This window comes from Clostridioides sp. ES-S-0005-03 (genome assembly GCF_020658455.1).
GTDB lineage: Bacteria > Bacillota > Clostridia > Peptostreptococcales > Peptostreptococcaceae > Clostridioides.
Genome location: NZ_JACVWI010000004.1, coordinates 19,850 through 46,239 on the forward strand (window position 1 = coordinate 19,850; position 26,390 = coordinate 46,239).

The 26,390-nt window shown below is 27.2% G+C and carries 31 protein-coding genes and 1 pseudogene; 7 read left to right on the forward strand and 25 right to left on the reverse strand.

Annotated elements, in window-relative coordinates; all coding sequences use genetic code 11:
• Positions 1 to 21 precede the first annotated feature (21 nt).
• The 9 genes from IC218_RS15205 to IC218_RS15245 form a co-directional block, all read right to left on the reverse strand.
• On the reverse strand, positions 22 to 1,044 hold the full coding sequence (locus IC218_RS15205) for a LacI family DNA-binding transcriptional regulator (protein WP_227824800.1): 1,023 nt from the start codon (positions 1,042 to 1,044) through the stop codon (positions 22 to 24).
• 220 nt (positions 1,045 to 1,264) lie between these two features.
• On the reverse strand, positions 1,265 to 2,242 hold the full coding sequence (gene bioB / locus IC218_RS15210) for a biotin synthase BioB (RefSeq protein WP_227824801.1): 978 nt from the start codon (positions 2,240 to 2,242) through the stop codon (positions 1,265 to 1,267).
• A gap of 207 nt (positions 2,243 to 2,449) precedes the next feature.
• Entirely contained in the window at positions 2,450 to 2,713 is a 264-nt protein-coding gene (locus IC218_RS15215; RefSeq protein ID WP_021382847.1) for a hypothetical protein, read from the reverse strand.
• Positions 2,714 to 2,782: 69 nt separating this feature from the next.
• A complete protein-coding gene (locus IC218_RS15220) occupies positions 2,783 to 3,856 on the reverse strand; it encodes a DUF362 domain-containing protein (RefSeq protein WP_227824802.1) in 1,074 nt (357 codons plus the stop codon).
• A 402-nt stretch (positions 3,857 to 4,258) separates the two neighbouring features.
• Positions 4,259 to 5,017, reverse strand: a complete 759-nt coding sequence (locus IC218_RS15225) for an ABC transporter permease (RefSeq protein ID WP_227824803.1) — start codon at positions 5,015 to 5,017, stop codon at positions 4,259 to 4,261.
• Positions 5,014 to 5,934, reverse strand: coding sequence for an ATP-binding cassette domain-containing protein (locus IC218_RS15230; RefSeq protein ID WP_413927332.1), 921 nt, complete (start codon positions 5,932 to 5,934; stop codon positions 5,014 to 5,016). Before IC218_RS15230 ends, IC218_RS15225 begins: the two co-directional genes overlap by 4 nt.
• The gene (locus IC218_RS15235) at positions 5,931 to 6,131 is read right to left on the reverse strand and encodes a PLD nuclease N-terminal domain-containing protein (RefSeq protein WP_227434707.1); all 201 of its coding nucleotides are present in this window, start codon (positions 6,129 to 6,131) and stop codon (positions 5,931 to 5,933) included. The genes IC218_RS15230 and IC218_RS15235 overlap by 4 nt, the downstream gene beginning before the upstream one ends.
• A 4-nt stretch (positions 6,132 to 6,135) precedes the next feature.
• On the reverse strand, positions 6,136 to 7,230 hold the full coding sequence (locus IC218_RS15240; protein WP_227434706.1) for a helix-turn-helix domain-containing protein: 1,095 nt from the start codon (positions 7,228 to 7,230) through the stop codon (positions 6,136 to 6,138).
• Positions 7,231 to 7,454: 224 nt separating this feature from the next.
• Positions 7,455 to 7,889 (reverse strand): helix-turn-helix domain-containing protein, encoded by a 435-nt coding sequence (locus tag IC218_RS15245; RefSeq protein WP_227434705.1) that lies wholly within the window; start codon positions 7,887 to 7,889, stop codon positions 7,455 to 7,457.
• A 327-nt stretch (positions 7,890 to 8,216) separates the two neighbouring features.
• Between IC218_RS15245 and IC218_RS15250 the strand changes: the two genes are divergently transcribed.
• The 5 genes from IC218_RS15250 to IC218_RS15265 all read left to right on the forward strand — a co-directional run bounded on the left by IC218_RS15250 (position 8,217) and on the right by IC218_RS15265 (position 11,110).
• On the forward strand, positions 8,217 to 8,393 hold the full coding sequence (locus IC218_RS15250) for a hypothetical protein (RefSeq protein ID WP_227434704.1): 177 nt from the start codon (positions 8,217 to 8,219) through the stop codon (positions 8,391 to 8,393).
• 112 nt (positions 8,394 to 8,505) lie between these two features.
• Complete coding sequence (locus IC218_RS21965; protein WP_255616430.1) at positions 8,506 to 8,628, forward strand: hypothetical protein; 123 nt, start codon at positions 8,506 to 8,508, stop codon at positions 8,626 to 8,628.
• Positions 8,629 to 8,841: 213 nt separating this feature from the next.
• On the forward strand, positions 8,842 to 9,153 hold the full coding sequence (locus IC218_RS15255) for a DUF6442 family protein (RefSeq protein WP_227434703.1): 312 nt from the start codon (positions 8,842 to 8,844) through the stop codon (positions 9,151 to 9,153).
• A 5-nt stretch (positions 9,154 to 9,158) separates the two neighbouring features.
• Positions 9,159 to 9,368, forward strand: a complete 210-nt coding sequence (locus IC218_RS15260; RefSeq protein WP_021382875.1) for a helix-turn-helix transcriptional regulator — start codon at positions 9,159 to 9,161, stop codon at positions 9,366 to 9,368.
• 371 nt (positions 9,369 to 9,739) lie between these two features.
• On the forward strand, positions 9,740 to 11,110 hold the full coding sequence (locus tag IC218_RS15265; RefSeq protein WP_227824805.1) for an MATE family efflux transporter: 1,371 nt from the start codon (positions 9,740 to 9,742) through the stop codon (positions 11,108 to 11,110).
• 69 nt (positions 11,111 to 11,179) lie between these two features.
• Here IC218_RS15265 and IC218_RS15270 read toward each other — a convergent pair whose 3' ends face one another.
• Both IC218_RS15270 and IC218_RS15275 read right to left on the reverse strand, forming a co-directional pair.
• Positions 11,180 to 11,386: a hypothetical protein gene (locus IC218_RS15270; protein ID WP_227824806.1), complete on the reverse strand. Its 207-nt coding sequence runs from the start codon at positions 11,384 to 11,386 to the stop codon at positions 11,180 to 11,182.
• Positions 11,387 to 11,753: 367 nt separating this feature from the next.
• Positions 11,754 to 12,149: a pyridoxamine 5'-phosphate oxidase family protein gene (locus IC218_RS15275; protein ID WP_227483421.1), complete on the reverse strand. Its 396-nt coding sequence runs from the start codon at positions 12,147 to 12,149 to the stop codon at positions 11,754 to 11,756.
• Positions 12,150 to 12,290: 141 nt separating this feature from the next.
• Here IC218_RS15275 and IC218_RS15280 point away from each other — a divergent pair, with 141 nt between their 5' ends.
• Together IC218_RS15280 and IC218_RS15285 are read left to right on the forward strand one after the other, a co-directional pair.
• Positions 12,291 to 12,683, forward strand: coding sequence for a winged helix-turn-helix transcriptional regulator (locus tag IC218_RS15280; protein WP_227824807.1), 393 nt, complete (start codon positions 12,291 to 12,293; stop codon positions 12,681 to 12,683).
• A gap of 154 nt (positions 12,684 to 12,837) precedes the next feature.
• Positions 12,838 to 13,818: a CPBP family intramembrane glutamic endopeptidase gene (locus IC218_RS15285; RefSeq protein ID WP_227824808.1), complete on the forward strand. Its 981-nt coding sequence runs from the start codon at positions 12,838 to 12,840 to the stop codon at positions 13,816 to 13,818.
• A 563-nt stretch (positions 13,819 to 14,381) separates the two neighbouring features.
• Here the strand turns inward: IC218_RS15285 and IC218_RS15290 are convergent.
• From IC218_RS15290 to IC218_RS15350, 14 genes and pseudogenes are all read right to left on the reverse strand, one after another.
• Entirely contained in the window at positions 14,382 to 14,666 is a 285-nt protein-coding gene (locus tag IC218_RS15290) for a DDE-type integrase/transposase/recombinase (protein ID WP_413927147.1), read from the reverse strand.
• 42 nt (positions 14,667 to 14,708) lie between these two features.
• Positions 14,709 to 14,765: pseudogene (locus IC218_RS22255) on the reverse strand (hypothetical protein); the annotation flags it as partial.
• 362 nt (positions 14,766 to 15,127) lie between these two features.
• Positions 15,128 to 15,544, reverse strand: a complete 417-nt coding sequence (locus IC218_RS15295; protein WP_227824810.1) for a DUF3788 domain-containing protein — start codon at positions 15,542 to 15,544, stop codon at positions 15,128 to 15,130.
• 14 nt (positions 15,545 to 15,558) lie between these two features.
• Entirely contained in the window at positions 15,559 to 16,470 is a 912-nt protein-coding gene (locus tag IC218_RS15300; RefSeq protein ID WP_227824811.1) for an AraC family transcriptional regulator, read from the reverse strand.
• Between the two features lie 312 nt (positions 16,471 to 16,782).
• Positions 16,783 to 17,805, reverse strand: a complete 1,023-nt coding sequence (splB, locus tag IC218_RS15305) for a spore photoproduct lyase (protein ID WP_227824812.1) — start codon at positions 17,803 to 17,805, stop codon at positions 16,783 to 16,785.
• A 211-nt stretch (positions 17,806 to 18,016) separates the two neighbouring features.
• Complete coding sequence (locus IC218_RS15310; RefSeq protein ID WP_227824813.1) at positions 18,017 to 19,147, reverse strand: iron-containing alcohol dehydrogenase; 1,131 nt, start codon at positions 19,145 to 19,147, stop codon at positions 18,017 to 18,019.
• 307 nt (positions 19,148 to 19,454) lie between these two features.
• Positions 19,455 to 21,395 (reverse strand): molecular chaperone HtpG, encoded by a 1,941-nt coding sequence (gene htpG, locus IC218_RS15315; protein WP_227824814.1) that lies wholly within the window; start codon positions 21,393 to 21,395, stop codon positions 19,455 to 19,457.
• A gap of 113 nt (positions 21,396 to 21,508) precedes the next feature.
• Positions 21,509 to 22,879, reverse strand: a complete 1,371-nt coding sequence (locus IC218_RS22260) for a tetratricopeptide repeat protein (RefSeq protein WP_227824815.1) — start codon at positions 22,877 to 22,879, stop codon at positions 21,509 to 21,511.
• A 31-nt stretch (positions 22,880 to 22,910) separates the two neighbouring features.
• Positions 22,911 to 23,285: a FliM/FliN family flagellar motor switch protein gene (locus IC218_RS15325; RefSeq protein ID WP_413926673.1), complete on the reverse strand. Its 375-nt coding sequence runs from the start codon at positions 23,283 to 23,285 to the stop codon at positions 22,911 to 22,913.
• A 2-nt stretch (positions 23,286 to 23,287) separates the two neighbouring features.
• Complete coding sequence (locus tag IC218_RS15330) at positions 23,288 to 24,169, reverse strand: FliM/FliN family flagellar motor switch protein (RefSeq protein WP_227434691.1); 882 nt, start codon at positions 24,167 to 24,169, stop codon at positions 23,288 to 23,290.
• Positions 24,170 to 24,191: 22 nt separating this feature from the next.
• Positions 24,192 to 24,953: a flagellar hook-basal body complex protein gene (locus tag IC218_RS15335; protein ID WP_227824816.1), complete on the reverse strand. Its 762-nt coding sequence runs from the start codon at positions 24,951 to 24,953 to the stop codon at positions 24,192 to 24,194.
• Positions 24,954 to 24,973: 20 nt separating this feature from the next.
• Entirely contained in the window at positions 24,974 to 25,747 is a 774-nt protein-coding gene (locus IC218_RS22265; RefSeq protein WP_227824817.1) for a flagellar hook-basal body complex protein, read from the reverse strand.
• 40 nt (positions 25,748 to 25,787) lie between these two features.
• Positions 25,788 to 25,973, reverse strand: a complete 186-nt coding sequence (locus tag IC218_RS15345; protein ID WP_227434688.1) for a flagellar protein — start codon at positions 25,971 to 25,973, stop codon at positions 25,788 to 25,790.
• On the reverse strand, positions 25,958 to 26,380 hold the full coding sequence (locus tag IC218_RS15350; protein WP_227824818.1) for a flagellar protein: 423 nt from the start codon (positions 26,378 to 26,380) through the stop codon (positions 25,958 to 25,960). The genes IC218_RS15345 and IC218_RS15350 overlap by 16 nt, the downstream gene beginning before the upstream one ends.
• Between the last annotated feature and the right edge of the window lie 10 nt (positions 26,381 to 26,390).

The window sequence follows — 26,390 nt, forward strand, 5'->3', positions numbered from 1 at the left end:
CTATTTATGCTTTTCATGCTGTTAATTACTTTCTTTAGTTGAAGCTCTTATCACTAGTTCTGCCTTAAAAATTAATTCATCAAAGGATTCTTTCTTATCTCCTCTTAAACAATTTATTAATATTTCACTGGCTTTATATCCTATATCATAAGATGGTTGTCGTACTGTTGTAAGTGGAGGACTTATTAAACTAGAAGTTTGAATATCATCAAATCCCACAACGCTTACATCGTTTGGTATATTTAATCCTCTTTCTTGAAGACCTCTGATAACACCTATTGCAATTAAATCATTTGCACAAAATATCGCATTAAAATCTATCACTTCTAAATTTTTTATAAATTCTTGCCCCCATTCAATCTTATATTTTCCTTCAAATACATAATTAGAATTGTAATCTAAATTACACTCAGTTAAAGCTTTTTTATATCCTTCTAATCTATCTATTGCTATTTCATTTTGAAGTGGACCACTCAAGTATATTATTTTCTTATTTCCAATATCTAATAAATGTTTTGTAGCTATATATGCACCCTCAAAGTTATTTATTTTAACTATGCCTTTTAAGGTTTCTTTATTCATACTTATTTTCTTATCGATTAATACTGTTGGTATTTTTATATCTTTGTAATTTGCCTCTTTCCAGTTTGTATTTGATGATGCTGCAAATATAATTCCATCTATCATTCTTTCTGATAATGTTCTTATCCCTTCATATTCCTTTTTGGCATCTTCATCTGTATTACATAAAATTATATTATAACCTTCCTCATTAGCTTTATCTTCCACACCTCTTGATACATCTGTGAAAAATGGATTTCGTATATCTGGTATAAGAAGTCCTATTGTATTTGTTCTTTTAGTTACTAAACTTTGTGCTAATTTATTTGGAACATAATTTTTTTCCTTCATTATTTTTAAAATCTTTTCTCTTGTTGCTTGACTTATATTTTCATCTTTATTATTAATGACTTTTGATACAGTTGTTTTGGAAACACCAGCCAATTCGCCAATCTCTTTTATAGTTATACTCAAGAAGTTCACCCCCACAATTTAGGAAACCGTTTTACTTAACCGGTTACCTAGATACTATCATATCTTTTTTCGCTTTGCAACTACTTTATACAAATTTTGATATTTTTCTTATTTTTCATAATATTGCAATTTATAAATTCAAATTTAATATTTATATTAATATACAAAAAAAAATTAATATACTTTTATAATTATTTAAAAGTACATTAATTAATTTAAGTAATCTTTATTAAAGTTCAAGTCCTTGTTCTATAATCATTTTTTTATCATTTTCAATTCCATTTCCTACAGTTGTTAAATAATCACCTACAATTGCAGAATTTACACCACCATTAAATCCAATTTTGTCATACCCTTTTAAAGATAGCCTTCCACCAGCATATCTTATGTATACATTAGGAATTATAAATCTAAATACTGCTGTTGTTTTTAATATTTCCATAGGCTCTAATACATCATAATTTTCCATAGGAGTATTCTTAATAGGGTTTAAAATATTTATTGGAATTGATTTGGTATTTAATTCTCGTATTTCAAAAGCCATTTGTAGTCTTTGTTCTTTACTTTCATTCATCCCAATGATTCCACCTACACATACATCTAATCCAGCCCTTTTAGCTTCTTTAATTGTTCTTATTCTGTCTTGATAAGTATGTGTTTTACATATATTATCAAAATTATCTTTAGATGTCTCGACATTATGATGATATGTAGTCACACCTACTAGTTTTAGCTTTTTAGCTTGCTCATAATCTATAATTCCTAGAGATGCACATAATTTTAAATTAGTATTTTCTCTTAATCCTTCATAGATATTTAAAATATCATTAAACTCTTTTCCTGTTATACCTTTACCACTTGTAACTAAAGAGAATCTATGTACTCCTTTACTTTCCATTTCTTTGGCTCTCTTTAAAATCTCATTATAATCTAGTAATGAATATTCTTCTATCCCAGTTTTATAATGAGATGATTGTGCACAAAATTTACAGTCTTCACTACATTTGCCAGACTTAGCATTCATTATTGTACATAAATCTACTTTTCTTCCCATAAAATATTCTCTTATTTCATTTGCAGATTTTAATAAGATATCAAAATTGTTTTTGTTATTAGTATCAATACTTATTAAATTAAGAGCTTCTTCATAATTTATTTCTTTTCCACTCAATATTTTATTTTTTAATTTGACTATGTATTTTTCCATATATCCTCCTATTTGTCAACTTATATTTTTTATATAGTTTACTTATTATATATAGTATTACATAGACAACATTTATTGGTCAACTTTATTTTATATATAGGTTTACTATTATAAAAAAAAATACTGTTCTAAAATAGTATTTGTATAATATCTTATACGTATCATTATTAAAACAGTATTTTTTATTAAAGAATCATTCTTATTAATTTATAAAACTATTCTTGTCTTAACTCCATCCAAGCTTTCCATTGTAACAACCTCTAATCCTTCATACTCTCTAAATAGCCATTTTAAATCCTTCATAGCTTGATTAACCTGACTTTTTGTTAGATTATTTATAAAATATTCTTTTCTAGTTTCCTCATACTCTTTGCTAGTTAAAAAGTTTCTTAGAAAATTAAATGCAAATACACTTGGAATATTGTTTACATTAGCTTTCTTGCTATTTTCTTTCTCATAGTAAATTTTCATAAATGCATACTCCTTTGATACTTTTAAATTTCTCTTACAATAATTATATGCATTTAAGTCCTACTATTCTTATAATTTTATTAATTCATATTCTTTATTTCCCATTCCCATTTCACACGCATAGTCTATTATTCTAGTTCCATTTACATGAGGATGCTCATGTTTAAACACATCATGACCCATTTCCTTACAAACCAAATCATAGCATGCTTGTTCAATTGCTACTGGGTCTGTTGATGCTAATATTCCTATATCATGTGCAATCGGTCTACCTGACCAAGGCACACAATCACAAAGTGGAGTCACATTCATAACAAAAGTTATATATCCTACCTTATCTTTTTTGTTTGATACTGCTCCATAAGCGTATTCTGCCATCTTTTCAACAAATACATCTGAGTCACTTTCCCATTGTATAGTTACTGCTCTAGTTGGACAGACAGTTGGACATTCTCCACATCCATAACACACATCAGAATCTATAATTGCCTTCTTATCTACTATACTTATAGCTTTTGTAGGACAAGAATTAACACATTTTCCACATCCTACACACTTCTTCTCTTTTACTACTGGCGTAACATCAGAATGTTGCATTTGCTTTCCTGCTGCACTTGCACACCCCATAGCTAAATTTTTTAATGCTCCTCCAAAACCTGCTGCTTCATGACCTTTAAAATGACTCATTACTATCATTGCAGAAGAATTATAAATTTCGCCACCTATTTTCACACTTTCAAAATGTTTTTTATCTATTTGTACATTTTCATAATTTCTACTGTACAATCCATCTGCAATTATTACTGGCGCATTTACCACTGCATAGGCAAAACCATTTTCTATAGCTGTTGTAAGATGGTCTACAGAATTTGTTCTACTCCCTGTATATAATGTATTTGTATCTGTTAAAAATGGCTTTCCTTCACAATCTTTAATCTTATCAACCACTTGTCTAACTGCTACAGGACTCATATATGTAGTATTTCCTTTTTCTCCAAAGTGAAGTTTGATTGCTACTTGGTCATTCTTTTCTATTAAATCTTTGAATCCTGCTGTATCAAATAATCTTTTTACATTGTTTGGCACATTTTTATTTTGCGAATTTGAGTATAAGTCACAAAAATATACTTTTGACTTTTCCATATCTACACCCCTTTAAAATATTTACTTGAATTAATTTTATCACTTTTAAAGTAATTTTTTAGTATATTTTACCACAATTAAAGATTCTTATCTTTATTTAATAAAAACAATATTATTTTAAATCCTTACTACATTTTTTAATTCTTTATTAGTTTAGGCTCTATATACTATAGCATATCTTAAATAACTGATAATCACTAGATTATAATCTATCTCCTTTTTTATTTTTAAACAATTCCTTAATGTAATAATTTAATTATTATAAAATATAATGAGTACGACTAAAACAAAAAAAGACTTGAAACTTAAGTTCAAGTCTTTTTTACTTAGATATATTCTTATATATTACTAAGTATATTTTTACACAATACAGTGCTATTTACATTTATAATAAAGATATAATTAAACTGGTTTTTTATTAAATAAAATAACAGCTGATAACAGACACACTATTGAAATAATGATTGTTACAATGATTGGAATAATAAATTCTGGAGCCGTCACTTTCCCTGAAATCAAATCTATATTTTTTGATAATATGAAATTAGGCGTATAAGGTGCAATCTGCTTAGGAATAGAAATTAAACTCAAAACAAGAGTTACTACTAATACAAGTAATACACTTGCAAATGCTGGTCTAAATAGTACACATCCAAGAATTAATATAGTAATATACATAATACCAATTATCCATAAGTTAAATGCTGAAAATACAACATGATTAAGATTTGCAGTTGGCCAAAAATACATTGTATAACCATAAGTACATAAAAAGCTCAGCCAGAAACCAATGGTCATAATAATTACTGTAATAGAAAATTTAGACAATACTACAGACGAACGTGACAATCCTTTAGTCAACATAATGACAAGTGTCCCTTTAGAATATTCGTTTGATAAAATATTACAAAAAATAATTAGAGTTAAACTCATTCCAAGACCAGAAATATTGCCAGAAAACTGTGTCCAAGAATCTAAAGCAGTTGGTAGAGAAGTAACTTTTAAAGTTGGGGCAAAATGAGCAATCAAGTCTGGCATAAATTTAGCAGAAAGAGGACTCATTATTCCAAATATCAAAAATAAAATAATTAGACTAAATAATTTATAATTTCTTACGTTCTCTACAAATTCTTTTTTTGTAAATGCTATGTATTCTCTCACTTTACTACCTCCAAAAATAAATTTTCAAGTGACAATTCTATTAATTCCATCTTTCTTGGACAAAGATTCATTTCTGCAAGTGTAGATATAACTGTTTGTTGTATTGATTTTATATCTTTACCATGGAAAATAATTTCCATATTAGTCTCTTCTGAATCTTTAAGTAAGGATTTAATGCTACTACTAGACTTAAATGCTTGGATTTCATCATTACTTGAAAACTCCAATAAAAGTCTATCTTTTCCGTGCATACTTTTTATTTCTGAAAGTGTACCACTAAGAGCAATGCTTCCGTTATTTAATATAGCTACATGGTCACAAATTCTTTCAACATCAGACAGTATATGTGTTGAAAATATTACAGTTGTTGAGTCTTTGATTTTAAACATAATATCTAATATTTCTTTTCTCCCAACAGGGTCAAGTGCGCTTGTTGGTTCATCACAAATAAGTAATTTAGGGCGTGAAAGTAATGCTTGAGCTATCCCAAGACGTTGCTTCATTCCACGAGAAAATCCACCTATTCGTTTCTTTTCATTTCCAAGTCCCACAAGTGTCAACAACTCTTCACTTCTTAACTTTATTTCTTGTTTTGAAAGCCCTGTGATTTCTCCACAAAGAGAAAGATATTCAAGTGGTCTCATATAGTTATAAAACTCTGGAACATCAGGTAGATAACCTACATGGCGATTAGAACTTGTTCTTCCATAAGTCACCTTCTCACCAAAAACATTTATAGTTCCACTATCTGCTTCAAGTAACCCAAGCACCATTTTCATTGTTGTAGTCTTGCCTGCACCATTCTTACCTACAAATCCAAATACTGACCCTTCTGGTACAGTAAGATTTAGCTTATCTATTATCTTTCGATTACCAAAACTTTTTGATAACCCATTTATTGAAACAATATTCATCATTCATCACCTCTTCCTATAGTGAAATATAAAATTGGACCTATTATACTTATAAATAGCACTAAAATAATCCATATTGCCTTATTACCAATTTTATAATTTGGATGTTTTATTATATGAATAAGTGCAGTAATTACAAGTATTAAATTTAAAATAATAACAGGAAGTAAAAGTGGTAGATATTCCATTAAATTTTCCATAATCTTATTCCTCCAATAAAGATAATTTTTCTATAAGAAATCTGTATTCTTTGTTCTCATTTAATACAGAGAACATAGGATTGTTCTTAATAGCAGCAACAATACCTGCCTTTACAATTGTATCATCACGTGTAATACCTGTTCCAATCTCAGAAATCCAGCAATCAATATGATTAAAAAAGTCATCACTATGTAGCATAATTGGATATATATCACTTATTGCCAAATCTACATATCTTTGTAACGACTTAATAGCTCCTTTAGTATTTCCATGTATTAAATTCATTTGTATCTGAGTCAAATATACAGAAAACATAACACCAGGAGATAATTCATTAAGGTCAAATGTATCTGAAATTATTAAAATACGTCTTTCTATTTCTTCAATTTGTGATTTATCTGAGTTTTGCAGAAGTCCCACTAAATCTTGAACTAATAATGTAAGATTCTGATATGCTCCAATCTGTAACGTTTCATTAGCTTCATTAGTTTGACCATTCATCATTTGTCCCTGTGCAAGAAGTATGCTTTCATTTACCATGGGAAAATTGCTATCTTGAAATAAATCAATAACTTCTATAGGTTGATTTAACAAGATATAACAAGTTGCCTCCATACCTTTTGACTGACGACAAATTTCTATATCATCACTTGTTTCTCGTATTCGAATAAAAATTTCTAATGCTTCACTAATTAATAGTTCACGTTTTTCTTCATCTACAAGGTCATAATGATTAATTATCAAAATACCCATCTGATAAATCAAAGGAAAGCATGAATAATATTTTTTTATGGTTTCTCTTATTTCATCCATAACTTCATCAAATGGTTTAACAGTAAAATCTTTACACAATCGCTGATATAGTTTATTAATATCTTCCTTAATCATTTGTGGTTCGTAGCAAATTAATTCATCAACTGTAATGTTGAAATATGTCGCGAGTTGTGGTAAAAAAGTGATATCAGGATAACTTTGCCCAGTTTCCCATTTAGACACAGAAGCTTTAGAGATACCTATATAATTTGCAAGTTCATCTTGTGTAATTCCTTTTTCTTTACGCTTTAAAATTAGTGTTTTTGCAATGTTTAATTCATTCATATCAACGCCTCCTTTGTATAATTATATCCTTAAATACATAAACCTAACAAGCGATTTGAAGTTGACTTTTGATGAAAAAATCAACCATAGAGAAACAAATAAGCAGGTATCTTAGATACCTGCTTAAATATATTTTTAAATTCAATTTATATAATTTTTTATTTATTCCAATCATTTCCACATTTTTATACAAAACCACATATGAATATATCCAAACATATTTTTTATTTATCATGTTTTTTAAACGTCTTGTATAAAATATCTTTTAATATGAGTACATTATTCTCATTGCTCATCCTGTATTCCTTTTCAAATCTTGAATATAATTCTTCAATAGCTATTTGATACTTTTCTATCCCTTCTATGTCAACATATGTTTCTAAAATAGGATACTTAGAGCTCCATGCTTTTGTCCAGTCAACATCCTTACTAATATTATCAGTTACATCTTTAGAACATAAATTACTTTCATCGATTAAGTAATCATAAGTAATATTAAACAGCTTTGATATATTTTTTATATTTTCTAAGTCTGGCTTAGCTTGCCCTAATTCCCACTTGCTAATAGTTTGTCTAGATACATTTAGTCTTTCAGCCAACAATTCTTGAGAATAATTATATTTCTTTCTTAGTTTTGTAATCTTGTCTTCTAAATTCATATATTAAACTCCTTTCAAGGTAAAAATAATTATATTTCAATTATAAAGTATTAAACTCAATGATTCTACAAAGCAAAGTTTGAAATATGTAAACTTTAGTTTACATACATGATGAATCATTCTATATGAACAATACTAGTATTAATATTTAATTATAGATTTTTTAATAAAAATTAATTATTTATTCTTAAATAATAAAAAAGGCTTGTATTGTAGTTAACTCCAAGTAGTATACTCTATTTAAGAATTGAGTAAAACATAATGAGTTTTATGTAGAGATATTGTACAGTTTATAAATCATATCATACTAAAAAGGAAATAAGGGAATTGTTTTCTAAACTTACAGGTGTTAATGTTGATGAAAGCCTATATTTAATACCACCATTTTATACAGATTTTGGAGAAAATATAAGAGTTGGAAAGGATGTATTTATTAACCATGCTTGTACATTCATGGATAGAAGTGGAATTACGATTGCAGATGATGTACTGATTGGCCCTTAAGGTAAATCTTATAACAATAAACCCTCCTTTAGAGCCCTCAGAAAGACATTCCACTGTGTCTACACCCATAGTTATAAAGAGGAATGCTTGATTAAGTGCAGGAGCAATGATTATGCCAGGTATTACAGTAAGTGAAAATACTGTTGTTTCTGCAGGAGCAGTAGTCACAAATGATGTACCTCCAAATACTGTGGTTGCAGGTATCCCTGCTAAGATAATAAAGACTGTATGTTAGATTCTAAGTTTAAATTTGGTTATTAGTTCAATAGAATATTATTATAGTATTTCAATAAAAAAGACATTTTTAATTTAATTAAGTTTGTCTTTTTTTATTGATTTTTATTATACTCATTTCAAGTTTTATTGTCAAAGTTCTTGACAAGTAAACTTGTCATAAGTATAATAAAAGTACCAAGTAAACTTGGCATCCAAATAGGAGGTATCTTACATGAATAAAGAAGAAATTTTAAGTAAGAGTCGTCAATCCACTAAAGATGAAGGCTTAGAGTATATTGAAAATAAAGGCAGAAAAATAGGATATTCAATTTTCATATGTGTCTTCGCTTTCATTGTAATATTTAACGCCTTTATTGGACAAAAGAGTGATGCAGTATCTGCTTTATTTTGGACATTTGGTCTTGCTGAAAATATAGCAAAATACCAATTCACACATGAAAAAAAGAATTTAATTTTGGCTATTGGTTTCTTAATTACAACTATATTCTCATTAACTAATTTTGTTTTATCATCATTAAGGTAAGCAATATGAATGAAGAATTAATATTAAAAAATCACTTAAAAATAGCAAGAACAGAGAAAAAATTATCTCAAAGTCAGCTAGCTGAAATGGTCGGCGTGTCAAGAAACACTATTAGTTCAATAGAAACAGGTCAGTTTAATCCAACAGCAAAATTAGCACTTATTTTATGTATAGCTCTAGATAAAAAATTTGAAGATTTATTTTACTTTGAATAAAATGTATTGTAGTCATAAAATATAAAAGAAACCATAGTTATTGTATATTTTATTCACTTCTAAAACTCAAAATAAAAAGAGTTAAATAAATAAATAAAACAAAAAGAGTAAATGGTTAGATATTTATTATCTTATCACTTTACTCTTTTATTTATTTTAAAGTCTTATACATCTCTTTAATACCCTACATTCCATATTCATTAAAATAACTCCTATTTTCAAAAACCTCATTTTTAAATCCATATGTTGTCTAAATATAAAATAAATATACAGGTACCTTAATAAATATGTTGCAAAATTATTAAGGTACCTGTATAATATATTTCATAAGGTGCCTTATCATTATAAATCATATTATTTAGGAGGATAACATGGAAAATGAAAAATCAAACATTAAATATTTAAAAGAAGAACCAATAAAAAAAACTATTCTTTATTTATCTATTCCTATGATGATAGGAATGTCAGCTGGAACTATCTATAATGTAATTAATGCCTACTTTATAGGTTTAGTTCATGACACAGCTATGCTTAGTGCAATAACATTGGGACTCCCTATATTTACAATTCTAATGGCTTTTGGAAATATGTTTGGCGTTGGTGGTAGTACATTCATAACTAGGCTAATTGCACAAAATAATAGTGATGAAGCCAAGAAAATTGCTGGATATACTTTTTATGCAAGTATTATAACAGGTCTATTGATAGGTCTAATTGGCTACTTACTAATGAATCCTATTATTAGATTATTAGGTTCCGATATGACTACATTTGAATATACAAAACAATATGCAATTACACTATTTGTTGGCGGATTTTCTATTATATTGAACTTCTCTCTTGAACAAATTGTAAGGTCTGAAGGTGCATCAAAAGAATCTATGTATGGTATGTTTGTAAGTGTAATAGTTAGTATCATATTAGATGTTTTATTTATACTAGTTCTTAATATGCATGTGTATGGTGCTGCATTATCAATGATACTTTCTAACATTGCATCTAGTGCTTATTATGTTTGGTATTTAAATGTTAAAAGCGAGAACCTTAGAGGGTTTTTACATTACATAAAAATCAACATAAACAGTCAAGTTGAAATATATAAAGTTGGTGTATCCCAATTAATCCAATGCTCTTTCTTAATTGTGACTACATTATTATCCAATAACTACTCTATGCAATATGGAAATAACATAGTTGCTAGTTTTGGTATAGCACTTAGAATTGCTCAAATTCCAGAATTCTTTGTTATGGGTATTGTTTTAGGTGTAATGCCACTTATAGCATATAATTTTTCTAATAAGAATATACCTCGTTTAAAGGAAAGTATAAAGTATTCTGCTTTATTCATATTTGTAATCGCAGTTGTATTTTCAGGAGTTGTTTATATATTTAGAACCCAAGTAATACAAACATTCTCAGTTGATACGTCAGTTATTGAAATAGGAACGTATGTATTGGTAGCTATGTTAGTATCTGCCTTATTCAATGGAGTTACATCTTTATTTATGACAATATATCAAGCATCAGGAAAAGGCATTGAAACAGGTATAATGTCTATAAGCCAAGGTGGATTGTATATACCTATAGTAATATTGCTTAATTATTTTTATGGACTTGATGGGCTAATATGGTCTATGACAGTAACAGAAATTATAACATTTTTAATAGGTGCAGTTTTATATATACCTTATAGTATAAAACTTAAAAAGGCATCAACTAAAAATAAAGTAAGTCTTATATAAGATTTACTTTATTTTTAATTTTAATGTTAGTCAATACAAATTATTTTATTATATGTAATTATTAATATATTAATCAATTTTATTAAAAATAACAGTCTTCTCTTTTAAAGAGATTTTTCCTACTTGATATCCATATTCATTTAATTCTTTTTTATATTTTAAAAATGAATGGTCTATCTCTATTCCTACAATATCTTTTATTTCTTCAAAAGTTAATTTAAATGATTGGTTACCATTTTTCTTGACATATTCCCATAAAGAACTATATTTGCTCATTTTATATCACTCCTTTTAAAATTATATCTTATCTATTAGTTTATATTCTATCACTATTAATTTATAAAGTTATGCTACTTATTATTTATAATTATCATATTTTCTTCATATTTAAGAAAAGTCACTCGTAGTTAAAATATTTTTTAAAAGAAAGTTTACTTCATCAGAAAACAAATTTTAATTGTTCTTATTTTTATTATGTAATTATTCAAGACAATATGTCATTGTTGAAATACAACTCTAATAACTAAATATTTTTATACATTCACTATTTAAAAATCTTTTTTATTGAATTTAAGTTAAATTTATCGACATTTCAGTAATAGCGTTTTCTTTATTTTCAATATGAATGTCGATTCTATTATAATTAAAGCTCTACATCAATCTTTTTACCACTCATTGAACAACAACTAACTTTTGCCTTATCAATAGAGAATATTTCAAACTTACCGTCTCCTACAGAGTACATCTGACCTAAACTTGGCATTATTTCAAGTGCCTTAGCTTGTGTTTCTTTTGATGTAACGAATACTGCTTCACCCAAAATACGTAGAGTATTAAGTTTTTGGTCTATACAGCAAAGCTCAACCTTTGGATTAAAAATAAGTTGCTTAAACATATCTTTTTGATTAGATGTGCAAAATGTAAGTTTGCCATCATATTCCATAACAAATCCTAGAGGACGCACATGTGCTTGATTGTTCTCATCAACTGTTGCTAAATAATAAACTCCTGCTTTGTTCAAAAATTCTAATACTTTCATAATTACTACACCCCTTTTAAATACTTGTATTAAGGATTATCCTTTGATATAATTTTAATATAAAATAAGAAAAAAACAAGTATGCAGTTTTTTCTGATAAAGTATAAAAAAGATACTATTGGAATTGAGGAGTGAATTAAAATGAGTTTAGATAATAAAAATAATATAACTGAAAATGCTGAAGAATTAACTTGCCCTATACGTTACGCATTAGATGTTGTTGGTGGAAAGTGGAAATTACCTATTATATGTATGTTAGCAGTTGATAATCCAATTAGGTATAGTAGTATAAAAAGAAAATTAGATGGAATTACAAATACTATGCTAGCTCAATCATTAAAAGATTTAGAGTCTGATGGTATTGTTCATCGTAAACAATACAATGAAATTCCTCCAAAAGTTGAATATACATTAACGGATAAAGGTAAAAGTATTGTACCTATTTTGCGACAATTTGCTAATTGGGGCGCTATTAATATGCAGGAGAAAAACACATGCGGACTTAATTGTAAAGAATGCAGAAAAATAACTTAATCATATAATATACAATCATTACAAACTTTTTTTTAGTTCTTTAATAATATATAAAAATATTTTTGTTAGTTTTCAATATTTGCTACATATATTTATTTCTATATAAAATTTGTTATTATATATAATTTTAAAATTTAAGATAAGGGGAATTAATATGTCAAATAATATCAAAATAATAAAAAAAGAAATAAACTATTTCTTATTAATAAATTTTTTACTGATTGCTTTTACATCAATATTTTTATTTTGGTCAATATCAAAACCAAATAATAGTGAACTTATATCAAGCTTCTCTGTATTATTTATGTATATTCCTGCATTTTCAGCAATTGTTGTCCTAAAAAAAGTTTCTAATTACAAGTTTGATTCAACAGTGGATAAATTTTTAAAGTTTTTTGCTATAACTACAATTGTGAGAATAGTAATATCTATAGCTGAAACATTTTTAATCCATAGTAGTATTATTTCTTCAACAATAGATACATTAACATCTTTTTATCTTTTAGCGGTTGTTCTTTACAATGAATTTCAATTTGAAGTTTTAAATTTATCTTTAAGTAAAAATTTCAAAAAAGTTTTAGGTATTCTATTAATATTCTTGATATTAATTATAGTTAGAAGTGTTATTGATAAAGAAGGTTTATCAATTAATATTGTAAATAAATTTTTCACAGTATTTATAAATATAATTATAAATTTATGTTTTGGTTTTAATTTATTTTTTGGAGAAGAATTTGGATGGAGATACTTTCTTCAACCTAGACTACAAAAGATTTATGGCAAAAAATTTGGTGTATTAATTTTAGGTTTTATATGGGGAATTTGGCATTTGCCTCTTTGTGTCACTTTGTACAGTCCCGAAACCCCATTTTATTGTGTTATTTCCCATATATCATATTGTACCTTTATAGGAATATTTTTAGGATATACCTATATGAAGACCAAAAACCTTTGGGCACCAATATTAATCCACTTAGTAAATAACAATGTTTATATTATACTTAAAGGAGGTACCGAATCTATATTTACATTAGAATCACTATTATGGAGTATTCTAGTTGATGCTATATTGTTTTTACCATTCTTATTTACTAGAGAGTACAAAACTAATAACTATGATGAAAGTTCTAACTAGTCTATAAATACATAAATCTCTAGACATAGAGGCTTTTTATATTTGTCCATAATATTGATAAAATATCTGTTTTAATATATAGAAGAGTAGTCCTTATGGTATATAAGTAAAATAAAATTACTTTTTATGTAAATTTTAATAATTTGCTCATTTTAAAAACCACTTTTCATTAGATGTAAAAAAGTGGTTTTTAAAATAATATTTCTACATTTAATTTTTAGCTCATTCTTATCTAAAACAGATTATTATATATTTATATCAATCTAAAAATAGCCATTTTATGTTTTATGGTATAATAAAAATAATACATACCTTACTTTATTTTAAGTAAAATAATTTCTTAGTTTAATTTATATAGAACAGTTAAATCGGAAAAAATCAATCTAATAAAGGACTTCATAAATTTAAATATGGATATAGAAGTAGCTCTTCAAAATCTAATCGTTATTTTACATTTTGTGGTATAATAAAAATCAAGAAGGACTATAATTTATTGTTGTAGAGTGGAGTCTAGAAATTATTGATTATTCTTTTTGAACTTAACTTTTAGTTCAAAACTAAAGCTACTCTTTCGTGAACTGTACCCACTGTTTTATACAGTTAAAACATGTAAAAATAGGTTTTGCATTTGGATATAGTTCTATTGCTTTATCAAAAGTTTCGAACACCAAGTTATTGTTATTTGATTTTCCAATAACATATGAAATTATACTTCTATCGCCTAAATCTAGAATTGCACTTAAATAGGCCTTCGTCCCATTGGTTAATTTAAATTCAGTTACATCTGTTAACCATTTTTGATAGGTTTTATCTGCACTAAATTTTCTACTTAATACATTTCCAGCGATTACTTCTGGTTTACATTTAACATAACTGAATTTCTTTTTTCTACAAACAGACCTTAAACCTACGCCTCTCATTAGTCTGTACACTCTCTTGTGATTGACATTAAGTTTATACTCTCAGTTTAACTGCATAGTCATCCTTAAAGAGTCAAAAAAAACCATTCTTTTCTTCATATATCTTAGTTATCAAAGCTGCTAATTTAATGTTTTCAAGTTCTAAATTACTTTTATATTGATTGAGCCATTTATAGTATGTTTACAAAAATTTTTAGTTTAAATTATAATTTTATAAAAAACTAAATAATTTCAATATTACAATTAATAGATGATAAAATTAAAACTATATTGCTTAGAAAAATAATTAAGAATTTGAAATGGTGTATCTACCATATTATATTTTAAATATTTTTTAAAAGTTAATATATAAAAACAGGATGAGTATATAAGTCACCCTGTTTTATATATTAAACTCTAAATTTAATAAGCTCAAGTGTGTCATTTAATGCTGACATACTATCTATTTGAATCATTAACCACTTACTTCCATTAAAGAATTTTATCTCATTATACAATTGCTTTATATAATCACAACAAGTATTAATAAATAAGTCAACCTCAACTCTATTACTTTCATTTACAATGACTAAAGCTTTGAAGGAACCTTCTTGAGGATATAAGGTACATAATGACTTTCCTCTTTTTTTGTATTTTACATTCCAACCTCTTTGCATTGAACATTTGCTATACTCGAGTTTTGGTTCCACACTATATGTTGAACTTAATATACTATTTAGCTTGTCCCACAATGGACTATTAATAAATTCTTTGATTTGTTCAAAGGTTGGTTTATTATCTTGAAAAAACATATCTTGCCAATCCATATTCATCACCCTTTCTATTGTTCAATAGACACTGGAATAGTCCAATGTTCCATATATGCCACTTCAGGTGTAGTAGGATAATACATTTCAATCGCAAAATCAGTGGCTATTAAATTATGATTCTTCATCCATCTTTCCATAAACTTATCCGCTTTAAAAACAGCTGAATCAACTAACTCATTAAAATTTTCTGCTTCAAATCCACACACTAAATATTCTTTAGCAGGTAACTCAAAAATACTATATCCTTCCACCAATGTACCTGGCTCCACTTCTATACCTGCCATATACATACAATTACCTTCTTTTGCACTTCCCATATAAAGAGCAGCAAATTCATTTCCACCTGGGATTTTATTTGGTATATTGTGTTTTTGACTTCCAAGTTTCATCCATAATTCCTTTGCTATCGCTATGCCAGTTGTCTCACCACCCATCAACTGGCAAATAGGTATTTCTTTTTCTATTCCAATAAAAGTCCTTGAGTTACTCAATCTTCTGCGAGTTACTTCAATTACTATATCATCGGCAATCAGTGGCACACCTTCATCAACCATAACATAATTTAAAATTAATTCTGGCTTAACAAATTGATTAAGTTTTACTGGATTTGCTCTATATTCCTCTGGAGTTAATCCATATGCTTTTTTAAAAGCACGTGTAAATGTCTCATGGCTATCAAATCCAAAATTTAAAGCTACATCAAGTATACGATTTTTATTTTCTGCTAAGTATTCTGAAGCTTTTGCAAGGCGACGAAGCTTTATATATTCCATTACGGTCTTATTAACTAACCTTTTAAATAATCGTTGATAATAAAATGGTGATAAATTAGCTGCATTTGCTAAATCATCAATAGATATTTCTTCTGATAACCTTTCTTCTATCAAGTCTAGTGTAGTTTGAATGGATTCCCATGCATGCATATTATAATTCCTCCTTATAGTTATCTTAAGCTTCTATATTTATATTATCAAAATCATAAAAATTCTTCTTGATATACAGTGCCTTTTTTAATCTTTACAATACTTACCAACAAGATTATTTAAACTTATTTAACTTGTCTTTAGACAAGTATTCTCCCACTTCTAAGTAATATCATAAGTGGTTATTAGTTCTCTACTCTATGTTAAATATTGTAATATTAATAATAGGCTATATGACAATTACAATATTTTATTGTAAACATAAAGTATTGCAGTAAAAATAAAATATAGCAAATCTTATTTGAAGATTTGCTATATTATATATTTTATTAAATTGTTTTTAAACACTGTATTTATTTCTTTACTAAAAAATTCCTTCATATCATCCAACTGCTCTTTAGTATATACATATTTTCCATATCCAAATTGACCATATTTAAACTTTCTATCATCATTTTCCATTGGCAATAATGTGTCTGGATAAATTTCTAATATTCTATTTTTAGCTTTAGTTGTATATCTATGAGATATAACTTCAAATATAATTTTTCTATCAAAATCTTTTGGAAGAGCTTCTTTTATACTTCTAATCAGACTTCTATACTCCTCTTCCCAACCTTCATATAAAAACACAGGAGCTATTATAAATCCAATCTGATATCCAACTTTTGCAAGCTTTACAGCTGATTCTATTCTTTTCTTTGCAGAAGCTGTATAATGCTCATGTCCATCTATAATTCTAGGTGTATTTATGCTAAATCTTATCTCTGTATGGTTATTATGCTCAGCATCCAACAAGCTATCTACATCACTGTATTTAGTAACAAATCTAAATCTTCCCTTTTCTTCTTTTCCAAAAAACTCTATTGTCTTTTTCAATGAATTAGTATATGGCTCTACTGGAACAGGGTCTGATGTAGCTGCTCCTTCAAATATGGTTACCTGTGGTTTTCTATCTTCAATATACTTCTTTGTTTGTTCAAGTATCTCATCTATATTTACAAACACCCTTATAAAGGGTTTATCACCTAGTTGTGTGTTTAAATAACAATATTCACATCTTCCCATACATCCACTGACAAGTGGTAGTTGATAATTAGCAGAAGGTTTACATGTTTGAAATTTTAAGCTTTTCCTAGTGCCAACTACCATTGTTTGTTTTCCATTTCTATATTGTTCATATAGATTTTCTCCTGGGATATGTTCCTTAACCCTATTTGATGATATCTTAATTATTTCTACATCTTTTTTATCCTTAAATTTATCATATATGTTTTTCCCAATATCAGTATCTAAGCTACCCTTTTCAAATATTATTCTTTTAGGATTAAACATTTATTTCACCTCTACTTAAAGTTTTTAAAATGAAGATTTTTATAAAATATTACTTAGTTAATCTTCCCCTTTTTAAGTTTCTTTATTTATCAGAAAGTAAAATAAACATTTGAGATAAATTTATTTTTTTGCATTAACTAATTACAAGTTTATTTACTTATAACAACTAACACAACCAATTTTTATCTAAAATTTAATTTATAAATTTAATTTACAAAGATTTATAGTATATTTCTCTTATTTGTTCCTTATTAAAAGTCTTTGGATGTCTCTTAATATTTGCAGCAGATATTTTCATACAGTTATCAGTTAACCAATCAATATCTGATTTTACAATACCTAAGTCACTTAGCTTTATATCTAAATCTATCTTTTTAAGGAAATTTTTAACTGCACCTGAACAATCTTCTGCACAAGTTCCACCCAATAGTTTTGATATATTTCCAAACCTTTCAATATCACTATCCCATGAACTTTCTACAATAGTTGGTGTTAAAGCTGCAAGACCTTTTCCATGCATTACATCTCTAAGACCACTTACAGGATGCTCCATTCCATGTTGAAGAGTTGTTCCAGATGTACCAATTGTCATCCCACCAATAGTGCTTGCAAGTGTTATTTTCTCCCAAGCTTCTAAATCATCAGAATTATTGTATACATTTACTAAGCTTTCTGATATAAGTTCAATCCCATAGATAGCCTGTACATCTGCAAGAGGATTTCTTCCATTAGAAAGATATGCTTCTATGTTGTGAGCAAGTGCATCAAATCCCACTGATGCAATTATATGTTTTGGCATTGTTACCATAAGCTCTGGGTCAATTATTGAAGCTTTTGCATACATGCTATTCTTTTTTATAGATTTTTTATCTTTAGTATCTGAATTTGTAAGCACTGCAAAACAATTCCCTTCACTACCTGTGCCTGATGTTGTTGGAACTAAAACTATGGGTAGAGCCTCTTCACCTTGTTTAATTCCAAATATGTAATCATTTAAATCACCTGGATTTTTATAAGAAAAAGCTATACTTTTAGCTGCATCCATTATACTTCCACCACCAAGACCTAAAACACAATCACAACCAGTTTCTTTTATAGCTTCTACGCCTGCATATATAGTAGTTATAAGAGGATTTTGCTCTACTCTATCAAAAACTTCATATTCTACTTTAGCACCTTTTAGCAAATCTATTGTCTTATCAAGTAACCCTGTTTTCTTTGTACTGTTTTTCCCAGTTACAATTAATACTTTTTTACCATATTTAGATACTTCTATTCCTACATCATTAATTCTTCCTCTTCCAAATAAAATATTTACTGGCAAACTATAATTAAAATTCATGCTAAAACCTCCTATTTTTCTACTTTAGTAATAACTTTATTTTTTAATAAAAGTATAATTATGTATTGAAACATAATTTATAAAATAATCTTTTACTTAATTATATGTATTATTTTATTTCATATCAAGTTAACTCTATTTAATCAAATATATTTCTTGCTGAAGTACCATTAAATGATTAAAACTTAACTAAAAATTATAAAAATAAAAAAGAGTTATCTAAAGATAATTTCAATCATCTTAAGACAACTCTTTTCATTTTTGTATCATACAAATTTTTTAAACTTTATTTTCCTATATTTTAAGTCTATAACTCTATTAACATATTCATAAGTTTATTACTTCTTTGTACAAATGAATCTAATTCTCCTGGCTTTAATTCTTTATTAGAAAGTAAAGCTAAATCAGCTATTTGATTACATATAAGTGCTACTTTATCTTTCTTTTCTTCATCATCTTTAAGAGAAACTAATTTTTTGATAATTGGGCTGTTTTCATTTATTACAAGAGTTTTTTCTTCCTCAAAGCTCATTCCTAAATCCATTCCAGCAAATCTTGACTGCATTTCTGCCATTCTAATAGATTGTTCAGATACTAAAATCATAGCTGGAGTTTCTTCGTTTTTTAATCCCTCTACAGAATAATTTTTCACTCTTTCTCCGACAGCTTCTTTAAATAACCCTTCTATCTTAGCTACCTCTTCTTTATTTTCTTCACTATCTTTATTTTCATTTTTGTCTTTTAATACATCAGAAAGGTCTGCATCTATTCTGTTGAATTTAACACCATTTTCTTTGTATTCCATAAATGAAATAAAATGAGTATCTATTGATGAATTTAATACCACAGCATTTAGGTCATATTCCTTAAATAATTTTATATATTGTGATTGTTGCTCTTTATCACTTACATAGAATACTTTATTTTCATGTTTTTCTTTACATTTTTCTAAATAATCTTGAAGTGTTATATACTCATCATCAATAGTTTTAAATAATATACATTCTTTCACTTTTTCATAGAAGCTCTCATCTTTTAAACAACCATATTTAATGAATATTTGTATATCATCCCAGAACTTGTTGTATTCTTCCCTTTGATTTTTACAAAGAGATTTTAACTTATCTGCTACTTTTTTAATTATATGTTTAGAAATTTTACTTACATCTCTATCATTTTGTAAGAAGCTTCTTGATACATTTAGTGGTAAATCTGGGCAATCTATTACACCTTTTAATAAAAGTAAAAACTCTGGTATAACTTCTTTTATGTTGTCAGCTACAAAGACCTGATTGTTATATAATTTTACTTTTCCTTCTGTCAATTCAAATTCATTTTTTAATTTAGGGAAATAAAGTATACCCTTTAAATTGAAAGGATAATCAACATTTAGATGTATCCAAAACAAAGGTTCATCAAATACATTGAATACTTTTCTATAAAACTCTTTATACTCATCATCAGTACAATCCTTTGGAGATTTAAGCCATAAAGGATTAGTATCATTTAATGGTTCAATTACCTTTGCATCTATAACTTCTTCTTCTTTTCCATCTTCTTTTTGCTTTTTAGCTTTTTCTTCAGCTTCCTTAGCTTCTCTTTCTAACCTTTCAACATCTTCTAAATATATCTCTACTGGTAGGAAAGAACAGTATTTGTTTATTATTCCTCTTACAGTAAATTCATCTAAAAATTCCTTACTATCATCATCAATAAATAGTGTTATCGTAGTTCCTCTGTCATGTCTACTATCTGATTCAGATATTTCATATTCTGTACCACCTTCAGATATCCATCTTACAGGAGTTGCTCCTTCCATATATGAAAGTGTATCTATTTGTACTTTTTTAGACACCATAAATGCAGAATAAAATCCTAACCCAAAATGACCTATTATGTCATTTGACTCTTCCATTTTATCCTTATATTTATTAAAGAAATCTTCTGCACCTGAAAAGGCAACTTGGTTTATGTATTTTTTTATTTCTTCCTCAGTCATACCTATTCCATTATCAATAAATTTAAGTGTACCCTCACCTTTATTTACAGATACAGTAATTTTATAATCTGATGGATTATTTTCTGATATTTCTCCTAATGATATAAGTCTTTTGTGTTTACTTACTGCATCACATGCATTACTGATAAGCTCCCTTATAAATATGTCCTTATCAGAATATAACCATTTTTTAATTATAGGAAAAATATTTTCTGTATGAATTGAAATACTTCCTTTTTCAAACTCCATTTTTATCCCTCCTCATTTTATAATTACTATTTTAAATTTTTTAAAATAGTATGTCAATATATTATAAATAAATTATTTTAAAATAAAATAATTTATTTTTCTTAGTTATTTTTTTATTCCTCTTTTAAAATTTCCTTTACCTTTGAGTTATTATACATACTATTAGGAACCTTATTAACTAGTTTTTTTAATGTCAATTTAGAGTTTTTTAAATCACCTTTATTATAATACATCATACCTAAATTATAATACGATTCATCAAAATAGGCATCTTCTTCTGAGTAATTTTCTACATACATTTTATAATATTCTTCAGCAGTATTATAGTCTTTTAATTTTTCACTAAGAATAGCTACTTGATAAGTTGCCTCTGATGTATTGCCTTTATTTTCACCAGTATCTACTACCTTTTTATATAATTGTATAGAGGACTTGGTTTTCTTTTCCTTCTTTAAATTATTCGCTTTAGACATCAATTCATCTTCTGTAAATAAATCAGTATTTTTATCACTTTCATTGTCTACAGTATTTTTTTCAGAATTTACATCTTCTTTGTCATCACTTCTATCATTATTATTTGCATTAGAAGTCTTATCCTTATTTTCTTTATCATTTAAGCTAGAATTTAGTTTTTCTTCATTTTTAACACTAGTGTTTTCAGACATCTGATTTTTTAAATTATTCATCTTATAAGAGCTATATATATTTTGTCCTATTAATAATATACCTAATATTATTGCTAAATGTAGATATTTATTTTTTTTAATACTTTTTTTCTCATTAGAAGTTAAATTTTTCTGCTTTTCAGTTATATTATCTTTCTTAACAACATCTTTAGTTCCATCAAATTTAGAGCGTTTAATATTTTTATGTGAAAATTCACTTTCATAAATATCTACATCTGCATTACTTTTAATTTTTTTATTATATGTATCTAATATATTATTCTCTTGCTTTAATAAATGATTTTCTTTATCAATTCTTTTTAAAACTTCTAAACATTCATCAAATTTTATGTAATCTTCTTCTTTATCATAAATCAAAGCAAGTAACTCATAAGGCTCTATTAAGTCACTATATTGCTCAGTTATAAATTTAAAACCTTGTATAGCTTCTTTGTACATTCCTTTATTTATGAATCTTATAAGCTGATTATATTTTTCAAAGAAAATTAAAAACTCCTCAGATGTAAGCATATTTATATACTTTTCACACAGAGCAGTTTTTTCGCAAAGGGAACTCTTATAGAAACTTTCTACAGCCTCATCAAAATTACATTTTAGTAGGTTTACAAGACCTATAAGATTTAAAATATCTACATCATTTGGGCTTAAATCTCTTGCTTCTTTTAAAAAGTTTAATCCACTTGATATACAATTATTATTTATATTATCGATAGATTCATTATATAGAACACATGAGTCTTTTTTATTGAGTTTTAATATATCTTTCTTTACATCATTTAAGTTTAAAATAAATACCACCTCATGCCATAAGTATTAATTGATTTTGTTTCTAAACAAGAGATTTTACCATGTCCTCTTCACTTACTATACTTGTTACTTTTACACCAAAGTTTAAGTCTACCACTACCACTTTTCCATAAGCCAGTACTTTATTGTCTATTAGTATTTCTACATCTTGGTCTGCTAAAGTATCAAGTTCAATAAGTGAACCTTTATTTAGATTTAAAATATCTCTCAAACTCATCTTAGTTCTTCCTATAACTACAGATAACTCTAACTTAAGGTCAAGTATTCTATCTATATTATTTCTATTAGTTTCAGAAATTTCTAAAGCTAATTCATCATCTCCACTAATTTCTTTTTCAATTTTATCATTCAGTAACATTTTTGCTTCTTCATCAGAAATAAGATTACTATTATCCATAACTACACCTCTTTTTTGACAGCATCATTTATTTTCACACCCTTTTTACTTGATATAAATCCTGGTGTTGCTGTGTATGATTTTGAATTTTCTACATATACATCTATATAATCATTTATCTTTTTATTTGTTACTATTACATCTCCAACTTCTAGTTTAAGTAAATCCTCAACATTAATTGATACTTTACCTATCTCTGCAATAACTGATAATTCTATATTAGATACACTATCATAGATTTTCTTAGTGAATTCCTCTGAATTATCCCCTGCATCCATATCTAAAAATTCTACTACAGAAATATTTTCCAAAACGGCCTCTAAAGCATTGTATGGGAAACAAAGTGAAACATTACCAATATGCTTATTATCATTTAGCACTTTTAAATCTACAACACATACAGGTGCAGTTGGTGAACACAATTGTGGTAAATTAATATGTGTATGTGTATCTAACACTTGTATGTTTTCAAAACCTTCAAATAAATGCATATTTCTTACTAAATCCTCCATAAGATGTAAAAGTAATTTCTTATCAAGTTCTGTAAGTTCTCTGTTAGTATCTATTGTAACTCCATTTCCTCCAGATGTTATATCAATCCACATATCAGCTACACTTCTATCTATTCTAAAAGAAAAGTTTTTCATAATAGGTTCCATCGAATTTTGTACTACTAAACATGAAGATGTCACTTTATCTAAAAAAGTTTGATAATTTACTTGGTCTATATTCTCAACCACCATACTAGAATTACACTTAAGTTCATAAACTATATAGTTTTTATATTTTTTACAGAATTCAGCTAATAAAAAATTTAAGCAAGTTAAATTTTCTCTTGAATAACTCTGAGGTTTGCCGAAATCATAATCTTTCATATCATACATGAATATTCCTCACCTTACATAATTATTTAGCTCTTAAATTATTAGCTATTTGCCACATTTCATCAGCTGTCTTTATTCCTTTTGAATTCATTTGAAATGCTCTTTGAGTAGCTATTAAATCAACAAATTCTTCTTGTAAAGAAACATTTGACCTTTCTCTGTAGCCTTGAACTATATCAACTTTTCCAACTTGTTTGACTTCTCCTGCATCAGTTGCAACAAATAGGCTATCTCCTTCAGATATAAAATTTTGAGTTCCTGTAGGCTCATACAAATTTATCGTTCCTATTTTTTTATTATCTACAAATAAATCTCCATTTCTTGAAACGGTTAAGTTTGTATCAGTTATATTTGTATTATTGTAGTTATAACCTGCATCAAATTGGACATCTAGTATATTTCCATTATCATCTACAATCTTACCTAAAGCATCTACATTAAATCCACCATTTCTTGTATATACATATGTCCCATCATTTCTTATGACTCTAAAGAATCCTTCTCCATCTATTGCCAAATCACTTTTACTATTTGTTGGAGCTAATGCTCCTTGTTCATAATTTCTCATAGGAGCTGAGGCCTTAGAACCAGTTCCAGTTGATATATCTTTACCATTTGTCGGGTAAGATGGTCTATTTAGTACTTCATCTACTAAATCAGAATATTCCATATTTAGCTTTTTATATCCTGTAGAATCAGTATTTGCTATATTATTAGATATTATATCTAGTTTACTTTGATTTGCTGATAAAGCTGTTTTACTAGTATAAAACATTGTGTACATAAAAATTCACCTCCTATTATCTATCTTACTGAACCAATCTCGCTTGCTATTTTTGCTAATTTAGAATCCATAGCTTGAATTATCTTTTGATTTGCTTCATATTCTCTTGAAATTGTCATCATATTATTGATTTCAGATACCATATCAACATTAGACGACTCTATGGCATTTTGTATTGTATATGCGTTATTTGCTTTTATAGCTCCTTCTCCAGAATACAGGTTATCGCCTTCTTTTTTTAGCTTATTATAGTCATTAAAATCTACCATATTAAATTTGTACATAGCATTTCCGTCCAGTGATATTGTATTATCCTTTGCTACTTCAAATTTCTTATTTCCTACATTTATATGACCCACAGCACCAGTTACAGTATTTGTTCCAAGAACATAGTATCCTTCACTAGTTATAAGCTCTCCTTGATTATCTGTCCTAAAATTACCATTTCTAGTATAAAACTGATTCCCAGCTGCATCACTAACCAAAAAGAACCCCTTACCTTGAATAGCTACATCCATTTTATTATCAGTCTGCTTTATAGGACCTTGGTTAAAATTTGTAATAGTTTCATCCATAGAAATACCTGGGCTTATTTCACCTATCTCTTGCTTTTGTTTAGTTCCATTTGCGTAGTTATTGTAAGCTTCTAATTTCAATAAATCAAAACTCTTGGTTAAAAGCTGTTTACTTTTATATCCATTAGTGTCCATATTGGCTAGGTTATTGACAACAACATTTTGCTTTTGCTGATTTGTTATCATAGCCGAAACTGATGTATATAATCCTCTTATCACATTATGACCTCCTTTTTCGTAAATTGTTTAACAGGATTATTTATTCTAAAACTTTCATCTCACTTGAATATTTCATCCCTAATGCTCTGGCCTTTTTTTCTATCTCTGCTTTGCTCATATCATTATTACTAAAAAGCATTATACATAAAGTCGATATTAATATACCAATCCCTATTCCTAAAAGTACTTTTTTATCAAATAATAATATTCTTATATTTTGTAACAACTCTTTATTAATGACAGCTCACCCTTTCCAATATCTAGCATCTTGCATATTTCCACATCATCATAACCAGAATTTATAAGATGTTTCACTTTAAGAGATAGCTCATTTTCTTGTTTTATTTCCTGTCTTGATTCTATAAAGATACTGTCTTTTTTTTCTTCATTAGTTTTTATTAAGTTATAATTTTCATAAACTTTTATATGATTATTACTTCTTATTTCAGCAAGTACTTTATCTAAAAAGAATCTTCTTTTTTCTGCAACTATCAATCTATCATTTGCCTCATATTCCTGTTCAAATATTTTGTCAAAGTACCTGTTATCTTTGTTTTTCGATTCCTTATGTAAATTTGCTATTATAGTTACTATTATCAAAATAGACACTACTATTAATATAATTTGTATCATCACATCAATC

What these genes read in the sequence shown, in the direction of transcription:
- bioB (WP_227824801.1), bottom strand. Translation starts at nt 2,242, where the DNA reads ATGGAAAAATACATAGTCAAATTAAAAAATAAAATATTGAGTGGAAAA.
- IC218_RS15215 (WP_021382847.1), bottom strand. Translation starts at nt 2,713, where the DNA reads ATGAAAATTTACTATGAGAAAGAAAATAGCAAGAAAGCTAATGTAAAC.
- IC218_RS15220 (WP_227824802.1), bottom strand. Translation starts at nt 3,856, where the DNA reads ATGGAAAAGTCAAAAGTATATTTTTGTGACTTATACTCAAATTCGCAA.
- IC218_RS15230 (WP_413927332.1), bottom strand. Translation starts at nt 5,934, where the DNA reads ATGATGAATATTGTTTCAATAAATGGGTTATCAAAAAGTTTTGGTAAT.
- IC218_RS15235 (WP_227434707.1), bottom strand. Translation starts at nt 6,131, where the DNA reads ATGGAAAATTTAATGGAATATCTACCACTTTTACTTCCTGTTATTATT.
- IC218_RS15240 (WP_227434706.1), bottom strand. Translation starts at nt 7,230, where the DNA reads ATGAATGAATTAAACATTGCAAAAACACTAATTTTAAAGCGTAAAGAA.
- IC218_RS15245 (WP_227434705.1), bottom strand. Translation starts at nt 7,889, where the DNA reads ATGAATTTAGAAGACAAGATTACAAAACTAAGAAAGAAATATAATTAT.
- IC218_RS21965 (WP_255616430.1), top strand. Translation starts at nt 8,506, where the DNA reads ATGCCAGGTATTACAGTAAGTGAAAATACTGTTGTTTCTGCAGGAGCA.
- IC218_RS15255 (WP_227434703.1), top strand. Translation starts at nt 8,842, where the DNA reads ATGAATAAAGAAGAAATTTTAAGTAAGAGTCGTCAATCCACTAAAGAT.
- IC218_RS15260 (WP_021382875.1), top strand. Translation starts at nt 9,159, where the DNA reads ATGAATGAAGAATTAATATTAAAAAATCACTTAAAAATAGCAAGAACA.
- IC218_RS15265 (WP_227824805.1), top strand. Translation starts at nt 9,740, where the DNA reads ATGGAAAATGAAAAATCAAACATTAAATATTTAAAAGAAGAACCAATA.
- IC218_RS15270 (WP_227824806.1), bottom strand. Translation starts at nt 11,386, where the DNA reads ATGAGCAAATATAGTTCTTTATGGGAATATGTCAAGAAAAATGGTAAC.
- IC218_RS15275 (WP_227483421.1), bottom strand. Translation starts at nt 12,149, where the DNA reads ATGAAAGTATTAGAATTTTTGAACAAAGCAGGAGTTTATTATTTAGCA.
- IC218_RS15280 (WP_227824807.1), top strand. Translation starts at nt 12,291, where the DNA reads ATGAGTTTAGATAATAAAAATAATATAACTGAAAATGCTGAAGAATTA.
- IC218_RS15285 (WP_227824808.1), top strand. Translation starts at nt 12,838, where the DNA reads ATGTCAAATAATATCAAAATAATAAAAAAAGAAATAAACTATTTCTTA.
- IC218_RS15295 (WP_227824810.1), bottom strand. Translation starts at nt 15,544, where the DNA reads ATGGATTGGCAAGATATGTTTTTTCAAGATAATAAACCAACCTTTGAA.
- IC218_RS15300 (WP_227824811.1), bottom strand. Translation starts at nt 16,470, where the DNA reads ATGCATGCATGGGAATCCATTCAAACTACACTAGACTTGATAGAAGAA.
- splB (WP_227824812.1), bottom strand. Translation starts at nt 17,805, where the DNA reads ATGTTTAATCCTAAAAGAATAATATTTGAAAAGGGTAGCTTAGATACT.
- IC218_RS15310 (WP_227824813.1), bottom strand. Translation starts at nt 19,147, where the DNA reads ATGAATTTTAATTATAGTTTGCCAGTAAATATTTTATTTGGAAGAGGA.
- htpG (WP_227824814.1), bottom strand. Translation starts at nt 21,395, where the DNA reads ATGGAGTTTGAAAAAGGAAGTATTTCAATTCATACAGAAAATATTTTT.
- IC218_RS15325 (WP_413926673.1), bottom strand. Translation starts at nt 23,285, where the DNA reads ATGGATAATAGTAATCTTATTTCTGATGAAGAAGCAAAAATGTTACTG.
- IC218_RS15330 (WP_227434691.1), bottom strand. Translation starts at nt 24,169, where the DNA reads ATGTATGATATGAAAGATTATGATTTCGGCAAACCTCAGAGTTATTCA.
- IC218_RS15335 (WP_227824816.1), bottom strand. Translation starts at nt 24,953, where the DNA reads ATGTACACAATGTTTTATACTAGTAAAACAGCTTTATCAGCAAATCAA.
- IC218_RS15350 (WP_227824818.1), bottom strand. Translation starts at nt 26,380, where the DNA reads ATGATACAAATTATATTAATAGTAGTGTCTATTTTGATAATAGTAACT.